14 protein-coding genes are annotated in these 13,915 nt (G+C 58.3%); 8 read left to right on the top strand and 6 right to left on the bottom strand.

Annotated elements, in window-relative coordinates:
* Positions 1–24: 24 nt before the first annotated feature.
* From jag to rpmH, 5 genes are all read right to left on the bottom strand, one after another.
* On the bottom strand, positions 25–1,023 hold the full coding sequence (gene jag / locus ACESYO_RS03080) for an RNA-binding cell elongation regulator Jag/EloR (protein ID WP_373209325.1): 999 nt from the start codon (positions 1,021–1,023) through the stop codon (positions 25–27).
* A gap of 3 nt (positions 1,024–1,026) precedes the next feature.
* Entirely contained in the window at positions 1,027–2,052 is a 1,026-nt protein-coding gene (locus ACESYO_RS03075) for a YidC/Oxa1 family membrane protein insertase (protein ID WP_058963437.1), read from the bottom strand.
* Between the two features lie 128 nt (positions 2,053–2,180).
* Positions 2,181–2,441 (bottom strand): membrane protein insertion efficiency factor YidD, encoded by a 261-nt coding sequence (yidD, locus tag ACESYO_RS03070; RefSeq protein ID WP_058963436.1) that lies wholly within the window; start codon positions 2,439–2,441, stop codon positions 2,181–2,183.
* On the bottom strand, positions 2,438–2,770 hold the full coding sequence (gene rnpA, locus ACESYO_RS03065) for a ribonuclease P protein component (RefSeq protein ID WP_087181387.1): 333 nt from the start codon (positions 2,768–2,770) through the stop codon (positions 2,438–2,440). The genes yidD and rnpA overlap by 4 nt, the downstream gene beginning before the upstream one ends.
* Before the next feature lie 93 nt (positions 2,771–2,863).
* Positions 2,864–2,998: a 50S ribosomal protein L34 gene (rpmH, locus tag ACESYO_RS03060; protein ID WP_058963434.1), complete on the bottom strand. Its 135-nt coding sequence runs from the start codon at positions 2,996–2,998 to the stop codon at positions 2,864–2,866.
* 351 nt (positions 2,999–3,349) lie between these two features.
* On the opposite strand from rpmH, the gene dnaA reads away from it, so the two are divergent.
* The gene (gene dnaA, locus ACESYO_RS03055; protein ID WP_058963433.1) at positions 3,350–4,672 is read left to right on the top strand and encodes a chromosomal replication initiator protein DnaA; all 1,323 of its coding nucleotides are present in this window, start codon (positions 3,350–3,352) and stop codon (positions 4,670–4,672) included.
* 82 nt (positions 4,673–4,754) lie between these two features.
* Here the strand turns inward: dnaA and ACESYO_RS03050 are convergent, their stop codons facing one another.
* Positions 4,755–4,964, bottom strand: a complete 210-nt coding sequence (locus ACESYO_RS03050; protein ID WP_346671937.1) for a hypothetical protein — start codon at positions 4,962–4,964, stop codon at positions 4,755–4,757.
* A 205-nt stretch (positions 4,965–5,169) separates the two neighbouring features.
* On the opposite strand from ACESYO_RS03050, the gene dnaN reads away from it, so the two are divergent.
* The 7 genes from dnaN (at position 5,170) to ACESYO_RS03015 (ending at position 13,907) form a co-directional block, all read left to right on the top strand.
* Complete coding sequence (gene dnaN, locus ACESYO_RS03045) at positions 5,170–6,276, top strand: DNA polymerase III subunit beta (RefSeq protein ID WP_373209326.1); 1,107 nt, start codon at positions 5,170–5,172, stop codon at positions 6,274–6,276.
* A 298-nt stretch (positions 6,277–6,574) separates the two neighbouring features.
* Positions 6,575–6,790 carry an RNA-binding S4 domain-containing protein gene (locus tag ACESYO_RS03040; RefSeq protein ID WP_058963431.1) on the top strand — a complete coding sequence of 72 codons (216 nt, stop codon included), beginning with the start codon at positions 6,575–6,577 and terminating at the stop codon, positions 6,788–6,790.
* 4 nt (positions 6,791–6,794) lie between these two features.
* Positions 6,795–7,883 (top strand): DNA replication/repair protein RecF, encoded by a 1,089-nt coding sequence (gene recF / locus ACESYO_RS03035; protein ID WP_373209327.1) that lies wholly within the window; start codon positions 6,795–6,797, stop codon positions 7,881–7,883.
* Positions 7,884–8,315: 432 nt separating this feature from the next.
* Positions 8,316–8,582: an extracellular matrix regulator RemB gene (remB, locus tag ACESYO_RS03030; RefSeq protein WP_373209328.1), complete on the top strand. Its 267-nt coding sequence runs from the start codon at positions 8,316–8,318 to the stop codon at positions 8,580–8,582.
* 87 nt (positions 8,583–8,669) lie between these two features.
* Positions 8,670–10,613, top strand: a complete 1,944-nt coding sequence (gene gyrB / locus ACESYO_RS03025; protein WP_058963428.1) for a DNA topoisomerase (ATP-hydrolyzing) subunit B — start codon at positions 8,670–8,672, stop codon at positions 10,611–10,613.
* Positions 10,614–10,632: 19 nt separating this feature from the next.
* Positions 10,633–13,188, top strand: coding sequence for a DNA gyrase subunit A (gyrA, locus tag ACESYO_RS03020; RefSeq protein ID WP_373209330.1), 2,556 nt, complete (start codon positions 10,633–10,635; stop codon positions 13,186–13,188).
* Between the two features lie 251 nt (positions 13,189–13,439).
* Positions 13,440–13,907: a DUF2975 domain-containing protein gene (locus ACESYO_RS03015; RefSeq protein ID WP_058963426.1), complete on the top strand. Its 468-nt coding sequence runs from the start codon at positions 13,440–13,442 to the stop codon at positions 13,905–13,907.
* Positions 13,908–13,915 lie beyond the last annotated feature (8 nt).

The raw sequence follows: 13,915 nt of genomic DNA, 5'->3' as shown, positions 1-13,915 counted from the left end.
TGTATCAATCAGCTTGCGCCACGTTTACAGCTCAATCTTGCCATACAGGGCAAAGCCTTCGGCATCGTCAATCAGCTGCGTGCGCTTGGGGGCAACGGGCGCTGCACCCTCGCTGCGCTGCGCATTGGCAAACTCCCGGCCGGGCACACTGCTGCGCCGCTCGCCCTTGGGGCCGCCCTTGCGGTCACGGCCGCCGCGCTGACCGCGGCCACCACGCTGACCGCGGCCACGGCTGCGGTTCTGGGCGTTGGGGTCGGTGGAGTAGATCACCACGCGGCGATCTGCACCCTCACCCTTGGACTCACTGCGCAGACCCTCCATGGTGCTGATGGTGCTGTGAATGATGCGCCGCTCGTAGGGGTTCATGGGATCCATGGCGTAGCTGCGGCCGGTCTTGGCCACCTTAGCGCCCATACGGCGGGCCAGAGCTTCCAGATCCTTTTCCCGTTTGCCCCGGTAGCCGGCCACATCCAGGCCCAGCTTCAGGTAGTCGCCACCCAGGCGGTTTGCCGCAAGGCCCGCCAGATAGGAAAGGCTCTCCATGGTCTCGCCCCGATGGCCGATCAGAACGCCAACGTCCTCACCTTCCACCTTCACGATGTGGGCCTCGCCCTGCTTCTCCACATGGATCTCCACGTCGCCGGCGCCCATCAGGGTAAAGATCTCCTTCAGGTAGGCAACGGCGGCCGCCAGCTTTTCGTTGCTGTCAATCTCCACCTGCTCGACGGTTTCCGCCGACTGGGGCTGGGCAGTCTTTTCCTCTTCTTCGGTGGCCTTTTCGGGGGCAGCCGGCTCTTCCTTGGGCTCAGCTGCCTGCTCGGGTTTCACCTCAGGTTCAGCCGGGGTTTCCACCTCCGGCTCCTGCACGGTGGCACGCACCTTGGCAGGAATCTTTTTGAACAACCGGTGCACCGGCATCTCCAGAATTTCGATGCTCACTTCCTCCCGGGGAAGGCCCAGCTGGGCGCAGGCGGCCTCGGTGGCCTCCTCCACGGTTTTCCCGGTAACGATCACTTCACGCATGACTCATTCCTCCTTGTTCAGCTGGCTCAGGGGCACGGTCCGCTCGTCCTTGTATTTTTCCTCATCCAGCTTGCGGGCCATTTCCAGACGCAGCCGGTTCAGTTCCGCTTCATTGACCGAACGGGTGGTTTCCTTGCCGTTCTCCACAATGGTCACCTGTTTTTTTGCCTTGCGCTCCAGCTTCTTGGCCTCGATCTCCGCCGCAATTTCCACCTTCAGTTTCTCGGGGTCATACATCTTGCGAAGGATTACGCTCTGGATAAACATAAACAGGTTAGACACAGTGTAATACAAAGAGAAGCCCACAGGTACCTGGAAGGCGAACCAGACAAACATCAGGCTGGTGATCCAGGGCATCCACTTCATGCTGCCCTGCATCTGCTGGCCGCTCATCTTCATGGTGATCACGTTCAGCATGGCCATGGTGATGATGCTCAGGATGGGGAAGATCAGCAGGGTGTTCAGCGCAAAGCCGGGCTTATCCATCAGGTTGATGCCAAAGAAGTTCACATTGAAGTTCTGCATGGCTTCAATCTGCTCGGCGGTAAAGATGTTGCCGAACACATTGGGATCCAGCTGAACCTGCTTGATGATCTCGCTCTGGGCCATGTAGTTGTTGGCCGCCATGCCCAGCTGCTCGGCCGCGGCGTTCAGCGCCTCGGCAGGCAGGTGCATGATGTACTTCAGCGGGCGGTACACCACCTCGATGATGCCGAAGATCACCAGGAAGTTGATCAGCATGGGCGCACAGCCGGCGGCAGGGTTATAGCCGTACTCCTGCTGCATGCGCATCAGCTCTTCGTTCTGCTTTTCCTTGTCCTTGGCGTACTTTTTCTGGATCTCCTGGATCATCGGCTGGTACGCAGCCATCCGGGCGGTGCTCTTCTGCTGCTTGATCTGCAGCGGGAAGGACAGCAGGCGCACGATCACTGTGAACAGGATGATGGACCAGCCGTAGTTGCCCACAAACTGGTAGATCCACTGCAGCACATAACCAAGGGGCGTGCCGAGAATGCCTAAAATTCCCATAATTCTTGTTTCCTATCCGCCCCGTTTGCGCGCCAGGGCTTTTGTAGATTTTTTCGTAGGACACGTCCCCGGCGCAAAACGGGGCGCGTCACAAGGGGCAAAATAGAAGAAAGGTGTGCAGCCCGCAGTCAATGGCCGCGGAACAGGCGGCGGTCATCGTTTTTCCATCGGCCCTTCGGGGGAACCGGATCATAACCGCCTTTGCACAGAGGATTGCAGCGCAGAATGCGCCATGCCGCCAGAATGCTTCCCTTCACCGCGCCGTGGGTGAGCAGCGCCTCCATGGCATATTCGCTGCAGGTGGGAAGAAAGCGGCAATTGGTGCCCAGATGGGGCGAGATGTATTTCTTATACCACTTTATGGGTAGCACTAAAACGCGGGCGATCATCTGACCAGGCCCGCGTTTTTCAGCAGCTGTTCGGCAGCCTTCTGCACCTCGCCGCTTTTGCAGCGGGTGGTCTGGCCCCGGGCCACAAACACCAGGTCAAGCCCGCCCACATCATAGGGCAGCGTCTGGTACAAGGCGGCACGGATAACTCGCCGTGCCCGGTTCCGGTGCACGGCGTTGCCGATTTTTTTGGTTGCAGTAATGCCAACCCGGGTGTGCCCCAGGCGGTTTTTCATCACATACAACACCAGTTTAGGATGCACAAAGGCCTTTCCCCGGGCATAGGCCCGGGCAAACTCCTTGTTGCGGGTGATCGGCCGATAGCGCATGGATCTTCCCCCGTATGGAAAAACAAGGCCACTAACAACTCAGTGGCCTTGCAAGCTTGCCCGCTTAAAGAAAGCGGGGCTTTGTTTTAACACTCAGGCAGACAGCTTGGCGCGGCCCTTGGCACGACGGGCAGCGATCACCTTGCGGCCGTTCTTGCTGGCCATTCTCTTCAGAAAGCCGTGCACACCACTGCGCTGACGCTTCTTGGGCTGAAAAGTTCTTTTCATGACGATATCCTCCAAAAGGCCCCGCAATGGGGCAGATTTTATTGATTTTCTCTGTGTAGATACACAGATGACCTTGCATCATAAAAGTATAGCGGATGATTTCCGCCTTTGTCAACACTTTCCGCAAAGTTTTTTGCTTTACAGGCTGTTTTGGCCCTGTTTACCCTGTTTTGCCCTGTAAACGCCGCACCGGCGGGCCTTTGTGCCCCCTTTGCCCGCTGGCCGAAAAGCGTTTTTAGCCCCCTTCCAGCCCGTATTATAGCTATAGTATAATAAATAACATTGTAAAGGTCGTTTTTTTATGATATAATCAATCAGATACTAATTTTCAACAATGGAGCGTTTTTGCCTATGGATTCCTTTAACGACGTTTTAAGCGCAGCGAAGGCCTACTGCAAGGAGCGCCTGGTGGACGCCACCTACAACCTGTACATCGACGGGCTGGAGGCGGTGAGCTTCGAGGGCAGCGGCAAGGTTGTGCTGGCTGTGCGCAATGATTTTATCTGCACCATCGTGCGGGATCGCTATACGCCTCTGCTGAAGGAAGCTCTGGCCGCCGTGCTGGGCTTCGACGTGGAGGTGGAGCTCGTCGTGCCCGCAGCCGCCCCGGAAAAGCCTGCCCCGGAACCGGAAAAACCTGCTCCGGTAAGCGCACCCAGCGGCAAATACGACTTCACCTTCGAAAACTTCATCAAGGGCCCCTCCAACCAGTTCGCCTATGCGGCTGCTCAGGCCGTGGCCTCCAATCCCTCCGGGGCCTACAATCCCCTGTTCATCTACGGTCAGTCCGGCCTCGGTAAAACGCACCTGCTCAACGCCATCCAGGTGGAGATCAAGAAAAACCACCCGGACTTTAATATTGTATATGTGGACTGCGAAAAGTTCACCAACGAGATCATCACCGCCATCCGGGAGGGCAACACCGAGAGCTTCCGCCAGAAGTACCGTGCGGCAGACGTGCTTCTGGTGGACGATATCCAGTTCATTGCCGGTAAGGAAAGTACTCAGGAGGAGTTCTTCCACACCTTTAACACACTGCACAACGCCGGCAAGCAGATTGTGCTGGCCAGCGATCGCCCCGCCAAGGAGATCAAGAGCCTGGAGGAGCGGCTGCGCACCCGTTTCGAGTGGGGCCTCACCGCGGACATTCAGCCGCCGGACTTCGAGACCCGAGTAGCCATCATCCGCCGCAAGGCCGAGCTGTTCAATCTGGACATGCCGGACGACGTGGCCGAATTCATCGCAAACCATCTGAAAAACAACATCCGTCAGCTGGAAGGCGCGGTGAAAAAACTGAACGCCTACTACATGCTGGAGGGCATCCAGCCTGTGATCGGCGTGGCCCAGAACGCCATCAAGGATATTCTGAATGAAACCCAGCCGGTGCCGGTGACCATCGAGAAGATCATCGGCGAGGTTGGCCGCACCTATAACGTGACCCCCGCGGAGATCCGTGGCATGCGCCGCACCGCCAACATCTCCTCCGCCCGCCAGACCGCCATCTATGTGGTGCGCGAAATCACCGGCATGAGCATGGAGGACATCGGCAAGGAATTCGGCGGCCGGGATCACTCCACCATCGTGTACTCCCTGAAATCCATGGAGAACAATCTGAACAACGACCGCCACCTGAAGGAAACGGTGGAGGATATCATTAAAAACGTCCGCTCCTAAAGGCCATACGAGCGGGCCGCCCCTTTCGCACATCGGGTACAGCATGGCGCACCTGCCGGCTGTACCTGTTTTTGGCCGCTGCTTATCTTTCTTTTTTCATCTCTTTATAACGCTTCACCGCGCCCTGCGCCTTTTGCAAAAATTGGCTCTCTGCGCGGTTTTTCCCATACCTGCCGCGACACGTTTCGTGACTTTCTAAATTATACAAACTGCAATATTTCCTTAAAACAGTGCCCTGCGCAGGCAAAAAGTTTTTCTGTTTGTTTTCAACATTCAACAAAGGCTTTTTCACAGGGCCTGTGTAAAACTTTTCATTTTTCGCTTATCCACAATTTTTAAACAAAGCGGGCTCACCTTTCCACAGCCCACAAACCCGGTCTTCAAAAGGCTTCGCGCCGTTTTTCCACAGTTTTCACACCCCCTATTACTACGTCTACCTGAAACTATGCTATTTGAAGACCAAAATCACTTTTCCATCGCAAGAAAGGAGCATCTCCATGAACATTGTTTGCGACAAAGCCCTTCTGTCCAGTGCCATTGATGGTGTGTCGAAAGCCGTCACACTTCGATCCTCAATTCCCGCTCTGGAAGGCATCCTTCTGAAAGCGGAAGGTTTTCAGCTCACCCTTACCGGCTATGATCTGGAAATGGGCATCACCACCACCATCGAGGCCAACGTTCGCCAGGCCGGTGAAATCGTTCTGTCTGCAAAGCTGCTGAGAGACATGGTTCGCCGCCTGCCCAGCGGTGAGGTAAGCATCTATACCAATGAATCCGGCAATGCCACCATTAAGGGCGGCGTGGCGGAATTCGACATCTTAGCCATGAGCGCATCCGATTATCCGGATCTGCCCACCCCCGGTGCAGACCATACGCTGACCATCAAGGCCGGTATACTGCGGGGCATGATCGAAAAAACTCTTTACGCCGTAAGCCAGGACGACAAAAAACCTGCTCATACCGGCGAGCTGTTCGCCATTGAAGAAGACAAACTGACCGTCGTTGCACTGGACGGTTACCGGCTGGCCATTGTGGAGCGTCCGGTTCAGGCGGAAAAGCACATCCGCATCATCATTCCCGCCAAAACGCTCACCGAGGTGAACAAGCTGCTGGGTGATGACGAGGACGACGTGCGCATCTCCGCCAACCGTCGTTTTGTGGTCTTCAATTCCGGGAACTATACCATTCTCTCCCGCCTGATCGAGGGCGAATTCCTCAATTATGCCAATGTGATCCCGAACGGCTGCAAGACCCGGGTGGTTCTGGAGACCAGAGATTTCATCGATACCATCGAGCGCGCCAGCCTGATCATCACCGAGCGGCTGAAAAACCCGCTGCGCATCCTCTTCGATGCTTCCGGCAAGGTGACCGTGCGCTGCCAGACCAACCTGGGCAAGGTTGTGGACGAATTTTCCGCCCAGGTGGAAGGCGATCCGGTGGAGATCGGCTTCAACAACCGCTATCTGCTGGATGCCCTGCGCAACGCCCGCTGCGAAAAAGTGGTACTGGAGCTGAGCGGCCCGCTGAGTCCGGTGAAAATTCTGCCTGAGGAAGGCGAAGATTTCATCTATCTGGTATTGCCGGTACGCTTTAAAAATGACTGATCTGGACAATTGTTGCCTGCTGGATGAGACTGTGCATATCCGGATGTATAAATAAACGGTCTCGAAACAGCGTACGCTGCCAAGCCGGCAGGGTGTTTGAGGACTGCTGGCAAAACCGGGTCCCCAACGCATCCTCCGCTTCTGTGCGTATTCAAGCGGTTTTCGCTTCGATAAGGATTTTTCCCTTGAACAGGTCAAAAAACGTTTTTAGACCTGTTTGCAGGGCGCTGAAGCCTGAAAACAGGCAATGAGGCAAAAAACTCACACATTCAACCCAAAATGCAAAGGAACTGATACGATGGAACGAATTCTGATCCATACGGAATTTATCAAACTGGACGCGCTGCTCAAGCTGGCAGGTATGGTGGAAACCGGCGGTGAGGCCAAGGTGCTGATCCAGGCCGGCCAGGTGCTGGTGAACGGCGAGGTATGTGAAATGCGGGGCAAAAAGCTGCGCCCAGGCGATACCGTAACGCTGGAAGGCCGCACTGTAACCGTGGCCGACGGACAGTAAGCCCATGCGGCTGAAGGAGCTTTCGCTGCAGAATTACCGGAATATCCGGCAGGCGGATTTCACTCCATGCCCGGAGCTTACGGTGATCTGCGGCAAAAACGGTCAGGGCAAGACCAATCTGCTGGAGGCAGTGTGGCTGCTCACCGGCGGCAAGAGCTTCCGGGGTGCAAAGGACGCGGAGCTGATTGCCCGGGATCAGCCGTTTTCGGTGCTGCAGGCCCAAACCGAAACCAGTGAGGGGCAGGAAAACCAGATTTATCTGACCATCGGCGGGCGGGATACTCCCCGCCCGGGCCGGACGGCCAAACGCAACGGGGTGGATCTGGGCCGCGCCTCGGCACTGGCGGGCAGCTTTACGGCGGTGGTGTTCGAGCCGGGCAATCTGAGCCTGGTGAAGGGCAGCCCGGAGGGACGGCGGCGCTTTCTGGATGCGGCGCTGTGCCAGTTGTATCCGGGATATCTGGCAGCATGGCGGCGGTATGCCCGTCTGCTGACTCAGAAAAATGCCCTGCTCAAGCATTATGACCGCACACCGGGCGCCGCCCAGATGCTGGATGTGTTCGACGAGGAGCTGGCCCGCTACGGGCAGGAGCTTACGCTGCGCCGGATGGAGTATATGAAGCGGCTGCGGCCGCTGGTTACCGCCAATTACCGGGATATTTCCCAGGGCAGCGAGGAGCTGGAGCTGGTGTATCAGCCCAGCTTCGATGAAAAAGGCCTGCTGGAAACCCTGCGGGAAAGCCGGAAAGCTGATCTGAAGGCGGGCTTTTCCACGGCAGGCCCGCACCGGGAGGATTTCTCGGTGCTGATGGACGGTCAGCCGGCAAAGCTGTTTGCCAGCCAGGGCCAGCAGCGGAGTGCGGTGTTGAGTTTGAAGCTGGCAGAGGCCAGCTGCGCGCAGGAGATCACCGGGGAGCACCCGGTGATGCTGCTGGACGACGTGCTCAGCGAGCTGGACGCCACCCGGCAGGAATACCTGCTCACCCGGATGCGCCAGAAGCAGACTATCGTGACGGCCTGCGATTCCAGCCTGTTCCACAAAACCGAGGGCGAATTGTTCCGGATGGAGGGCGGCGTGCTGGAAAAGCTATAAAAAACGCACCTTTTACATCCAGCCGGAAAAATACCGGATGCTCTTCCCTGCTTCGCAGGCTTATCGAAAAAGCAGACAGAAAAGAATCTGCCGCGGCCTGATTGAGGCTGCCGGGGACGGATTCGAAAGAACATGACTCTGTGCCGAAGATCGGGGCAACAGGACGGTCAGCGGCCCTTGCTGAGAAGAATCGGGTGCGAAAGGATAAACGAATCGGTACAAGTGACCGGTCGGGTCCGCTAAAAAGGCAGCCGGCGTTTTTTGCTGAGGAAAACCGGGTGCGAAAGGATAAACGGATCAGTACGAGTATCCGGTCGGGTCCGCTAAAAAAGGCAGCCGGCGGTTTTTGCTGAGGAAAACCGGGTGCGAAAGGATAAACGGATCGGTACGAGTATCCGGTCGGGTCCGCTAAAAAAGTCGGGTAGGTAAAAAATGTATTTGCATTTAGGGCAGGACTATGTGGTCCATACAAGGGATATCATCGGGATTTTCGATCTCGAAACCACCTCGATCTCCAAGCATACGCGGGCGTTTTTGCGGCACGCGGAAACCGAGGGCGCGGTGGTCACTTTGAGCGACGAGCTTCCCAAGAGCTTCGTGGTAACGGACTTCCCGGACGAAACGGTATTTATCAGCCCCATCTCGTCCAAAACACTGGAAAAACGCTGCGGCCGGCTGGACCAGCTGGGCAGTGTGTGACGGGGCATTTTTCAAGCAAAAGGAACGAGCGCGCACGGCGCGCACCGGGCGACTGAAACCCGCCCAGAAACAACAGGAGGCAAAACAATGGCAGAAGAATTGAACAAGCAGCCGCAGGAGGGCGCCGACCAGTACGACGGCAGCCAGATCCAGGTGCTGGAAGGGCTGGAAGCGGTGCGCAAACGGCCGGGCATGTACATCGGCTCCACCGGCCCCAAGGGCCTGCACCATCTGGTCTACGAGATCGTGGACAACGCCATCGACGAGGCGCTGGCGGGCTTCTGCGACCACATCGAAGTCACCATCAAGAAGGGCGACGTGATCGAAGTCACCGATAACGGCCGCGGTATTCCCGTGGATATCCAGCCCAAGCTGGGCATCCCCGCCGTAACCGTTGTTCTCACCGTGCTGCACGCCGGCGGCAAGTTCGGCGGCGAAAATTCCGGCTATAAGGTGGCCGGCGGCCTGCACGGCGTGGGCTCCAGCGTGGTAAACGCCCTGAGCGAGTGGCTGGAGGTCATCGTCCGCAAGGATGGCTATGAATACTACCAGCGGTTCCAGCGGGGCGTGCCGGATGCACCCCTGAAAAAGCTGGGCCCCGCCGCCTCCACCGGCACCACCGTGCGCTTCAAGGCGGATCCGGTGATGTTCACCGAAACCACCGTCTATGATTACGAGACTCTGCTGATCCGCCTGCGGGAGGAGGCCTTCCTGAACGCGGGCGTCCGTATCACCTTCACCGACGAACGGGGCGACGAGGTGGTGCGCGAAAGCATGCACTACGAGGGCGGCATTGCCAGCTTCGTGGAATATCTGCAGAAGAAGCGGGACAATACCGTGCTGCATCCCCAGGTCATCCACCTGAAGGGCCAGAAGGACGACATTATCGCCGAGGTGGCCATGCAGTACAACGACAGCTTTAACGAGCTGATTCTGTCCTTTGCCAACAACGTGAACACTCCGGACGGCGGTACCCATGAGGAAGGCTTTAAAAATGCCCTCACCCGCGTGATCAATGATTTCGGCCGGGAAAAGGGCTATCTGAAGGACAAGGACGACAACCTGACCGGCAACGACGTGCGCGAGGGCCTGACCTGCGTGATCAGCGTCAAGCTCACCGAGGCCCAGTTCGAGGGCCAGACCAAGGCCAAGCTGGGCAACACCGAGGTGCGCAGCCTGGTTTCCGGCATGGTCTACGACAAGCTGAAGGAATTCCTGGAAGAGAACCCCGGCGTGGCCAAGGCTATCTACGAGAAGGCCACTCAGGCCGCCCGCGCCCGGGAAGCTGCCCGAAAAGCCCGGGATCTGGTTCGCCGCAAGAGTGCGCTGGAAACCAGCCGTATGCCCGGCAAGCTGGCCGACTGCCGGGAAAAGGACCCCTCCAAGACCGAAATCTTCATCGTCGAGGGTGATTCCGCCGGCGGCAGCGCCAAGATGGGCCGTGACTCCAACATTCAGGCCATCCTGCCGCTGTGGGGCAAGATGCTGAACGTGGAAAAGGCCCGCCTGGACAAGGTCTACGGCAACGAAAAGCTCATGCCCGTGGTCACCGCACTGGGCTGCGGCATCGGCGAGGAATTTGATATCGAGAAGCTGCGCTACCACAAGGTCTTTATCATGGCCGATGCGGACGTGGACGGCAGCCATATCTGCACCCTGATGCTCACCTTCTTCTTCCGGTTCATGCGCCCGCTGATTGAGGGCGGCTATGTGTACATCGCACAGCCTCCCCTGTTCAAGCTGACCAAGGGCAAGGACGTGCGCTATGCCTACAACGAGCCGGAAATGACCCAGATGAGCGCCGAGATGGGCCAGGGCGTGAAAATCAACCGCTATAAGGGCCTTGGTGAGATGAACCCCGAGCAGCTGTGGGAAACCACCATGAATCCGGACAACCGGGTCATCGTGCAGATCTCCATCGAGGACGCGGAAAAGGCCGACGAGGCCTTCACCATCCTGATGGGCGACAAGGTGGAGCCGCGCCGCCAGTTCATCGAAAAGAACGCGGAATACGCCAATCTGGATGTGTAATGGAAAGGAAACGGAAACTATGATCGAAAACAGCGTAACCCCGGGCACGCATCTCATCGTCCGGGACGTAAAAGACGAGATCGAACGGGCCTTTCTGGACTATTCCATGTCCGTTATCGTATCCCGTGCTCTGCCGGATGTGCGCGACGGCCTGAAGCCGGTGCACCGCCGCATCCTTTACACCATGTACGAGCGCGGCAACGACCCCAGCCACCCCTACCGCAAGAGTGCGGATACCGTGGGCGCCGTGCTGGGCTCCTATCACCCCCATGGTGACGCGTCGGTTTATGACGCCATGGTTCGTCTGGCGCAGGATTTCTCCATGCGCTATCCGCTGGTGGATGGCCAGGGTAACTTCGGTAGCGTGGATGGCGACCCCCCGGCTGCCTACCGTTACACCGAGGCCCGCATGAGCAAGATGGCGGTGGATCTGCTCACCGACATCGAGAAAGACACCGTGGACTTCGGTTTGAACTTCGACGAAACCAAGAAGGAGCCCACCGTGCTGCCCAGCCGGTTCCCCAACCTGCTGGTAAACGGTTCCACCGGTATTGCCGTGGGTATGGCCACCAACATCCCGCCCCATAACCTGACCGAGGTCATCGAGGGCGCGGTGGCCCTGATCGACGATCCGGACATCGACCTGGCCGGCCTGATGGAGCACATCAAGGGCCCCGACTTCCCCACCGGCGGCATCATCATGGGCCGCAGCGGCATCCGTGCCGCCTACGCCACCGGCCGCGGCAAGATCACCCTGCGCGGCCGCGCCGAGATCGAGGAGAAGAAGAACGGCCGGTTCCAGATCATCGTCACCGAGATCCCCTACATGGTCAACAAGGCCCGCCTGATCGAGAACATCGCGGACCTGGTGAAGGAAAAGCGCATCGAGGGCATCAGCGATCTGAACGACGAGTCCAACCGCCACGGCATGCGGATCGTCATCGAGCTGAAAAAGGACGCGAACCCTCAGGTGGTGCTGAACCAGCTGTACCGCTACACCCAGCTGCAGGACACCGTGGGTGTGCACCTGCTGGCGCTGGACGGCGGCGTGCCCAAGACCATGACACTGAAAACCATGCTGGAACGCTATGTGGCGTTCCAGGCGCAGGTCGTGCGCCGGCGCACCGCCTTTGATCTGAAGAAGGCCGAGGAGCGCGCCCACATTCTGGAAGGTCTGAAGCGTGCCACCGACATCGTGGACGAGATCATCGCCACCATCCGCGCCTGCAAGGGCGGCCAGGCCGAGGCCCGCGCCGCCATCATGGAGCAGTTCGGCTTTGATGAAGTGCAGGCTGCCGCCATCTGCGCCTTCCGTCTGGGCCAGTTGGCCGGTCTGGAAATTTTGAAGATCGAGAGCGAGCTGGCCGAGCTGCAGGGTCATATCACCGAGTGGCGCGCCATTCTGGCCAGCGACGAAAAGGTCTATGCCATTGTAAAAGAGGAGCTGACCGCCCTCAAGGAGAAGTATGGCGACGACCGCCGCACCGAGATCGCCCATGTGTCCGGCGAGGTGGATATCGAGGATCTGATCCCGGTGGAGCAGTGCGTGTTTACCCTCACCCACGAGGGCTACATCAAGCGCCAGCCTCAGGACACCTATCAGGTGCAGAAGCGCGGCGGCCGCGGTATTTCCGGCCTGTCCCACAAGGACGAGGACTTTGTGGAGGAGCTGTTCATCGGTTCCACCCACGACTTCGTGCTTTTCGTCACCGATCAGGGCCGCGTTTACCGGCTGAAGGGCTACCAGATCTACGAGGGCAGCCGCACCTCCCGCGGCACCAACATCGTGAACCTGCTGCCGCTGCAGAACGGCGAAAAGGTCACCAGCATGCTGCGTATGCCCGCCGAAAATGCCGAGGGCTATCTGGTCATGGTCACCCGTCAGGGCGTCATCAAGCGTACCCCCATCGAGGCCTACGCCAACATCCGCAAGAGCGGCCTGCTGGCGGTGAGCATGTACGAGGGCGACAGCCTGGCCTGGACCCAGATCACCACCGGTGAGGATGAGCTGATCGTGGCCACCCACGACGGCCTGGCCATCCGCTTCAACGAGCAGGACGCCCGCAGCATGGGCCGACTGGGCCATGGCGTGCGCGCCATCCGGCTGGACGAGGGCGACTACGTGGTGGGCGTTGGCGTGGTACATCCCGGCGCCACCGTGTTCACCGTGACCGAGAACGGCAAGGGCCGCCGCAGCCGCATCGATGACTACCGCCTGCAGAGCCGCGGCGGTAAGGGCATCCGCAACTACGGCAAGGGCGAGGTTGCCGGCATCAAGGTGCTGGAGGAAGAGGACGATATCATCCTCATCAGCCAGGAGGGTATCATCATCCGCATGCACGCGGCGGACATCAACATCCAGAGCCGCTATGGCAGCGGTGTGCGCGTGATGCGTCTGGGCGAAGGCGACCGGGTGGTCACCGTGGCCCGCACCGAGCATTCCGATGACGCTGAGGTGGAAAAGCCGGAGAATGAGCCGGAGGAAGCTCTGAGCGAGGAGGAGCTGGCCGCACTGGCCGCTGAGGAAGCCGCCCAGGCGGAGGAACCCGTTGCGGCAGACGACGAGGAAGAATAAGCCCTTCCCTGCTGTCTGATCTAATTTAATCGAAACACCCGTTTGCTGTTCAAAAGCAGACGGGTGTTTTTTTGCAGAAAATGCCGGAATAAGAAAAGAACATGTTCCACATGGAACACTGTTCTCTTGAAAAACAATTAAAAAATATCGAAAAACGATAAAAAAGACTTGAAAATCAATAAAACCTGTGGTAGAGTGGTAGCAACAAAACGGCCCCGGCTATTCGCCGGGCGAAATGGAGGAAACGGGATATGAAACAGCAAAACGACGCCGTGGGCAGTCTGGCCATCTCCCAGCTGCTGGTGAAGGTCTTTCTGGGTGTGCTGGTGGGCGTGGATGTGGCGGCCTACTGGCTGGTGGAATGGTTCTTGAGCTGGACCCGCTACCGGTTGACGGCTGATCTGCCCTGGCAGGCGCTGTTCCTGCTCACCCTTTACGCGGCCAGCATTCCGGCCTATTTCGCGCTGTACCGGCTGTACCGGCTGCTGGCCAATCTGGACAAGGGGCAGGTGTTTGTGGAGCAGAATGTCACCTGTCTTGCCGTGCTCAGCCGCTGCTGCTGGGTGGTGGCGGCCATCTGTCTGGCCAGCGCCCTCTATTATCTGCCCTATCTGCTGGTGATGGTGGCGGCAGCCTTTATGGCGTTGATTCTGCGCATTGTGCAGAACGTGTTCCGGCAGGCCTGCGAAATGAAGGACGAACTGGACCTGACGGTGTGAGGAGGCGA

The organism is Allofournierella massiliensis, from assembly GCF_964241245.1.
Classification (GTDB): Bacteria; Bacillota; Clostridia; order Oscillospirales; family Ruminococcaceae; genus Allofournierella; species Allofournierella massiliensis.
Note: the sequence above shows the minus strand (reverse complement) of the source record. Positions and strands in the feature narration are given on the sequence as shown.

Bases quoted from the DNA above. Each gene is read 5' to 3' on its own strand.
- jag (WP_373209325.1), bottom strand. From the start codon at position 1,023: ATGCGTGAAGTGATCGTTACCGGGAAAACCGTGGAGGAGGCCACCGAG.
- ACESYO_RS03075 (WP_058963437.1), bottom strand. From the start codon at position 2,052: ATGGGAATTTTAGGCATTCTCGGCACGCCCCTTGGTTATGTGCTGCAG.
- yidD (WP_058963436.1), bottom strand. From the start codon at position 2,441: ATGATCGCCCGCGTTTTAGTGCTACCCATAAAGTGGTATAAGAAATAC.
- rnpA (WP_087181387.1), bottom strand. From the start codon at position 2,770: ATGCGCTATCGGCCGATCACCCGCAACAAGGAGTTTGCCCGGGCCTAT.
- rpmH (WP_058963434.1), bottom strand. From the start codon at position 2,998: ATGAAAAGAACTTTTCAGCCCAAGAAGCGTCAGCGCAGTGGTGTGCAC.
- dnaA (WP_058963433.1), top strand. From the start codon at position 3,350: ATGGATTCCTTTAACGACGTTTTAAGCGCAGCGAAGGCCTACTGCAAG.
- dnaN (WP_373209326.1), top strand. From the start codon at position 5,170: ATGAACATTGTTTGCGACAAAGCCCTTCTGTCCAGTGCCATTGATGGT.
- ACESYO_RS03040 (WP_058963431.1), top strand. From the start codon at position 6,575: ATGGAACGAATTCTGATCCATACGGAATTTATCAAACTGGACGCGCTG.
- recF (WP_373209327.1), top strand. From the start codon at position 6,795: ATGCGGCTGAAGGAGCTTTCGCTGCAGAATTACCGGAATATCCGGCAG.
- remB (WP_373209328.1), top strand. From the start codon at position 8,316: ATGTATTTGCATTTAGGGCAGGACTATGTGGTCCATACAAGGGATATC.
- gyrB (WP_058963428.1), top strand. From the start codon at position 8,670: ATGGCAGAAGAATTGAACAAGCAGCCGCAGGAGGGCGCCGACCAGTAC.
- gyrA (WP_373209330.1), top strand. From the start codon at position 10,633: ATGATCGAAAACAGCGTAACCCCGGGCACGCATCTCATCGTCCGGGAC.
- ACESYO_RS03015 (WP_058963426.1), top strand. From the start codon at position 13,440: ATGAAACAGCAAAACGACGCCGTGGGCAGTCTGGCCATCTCCCAGCTG.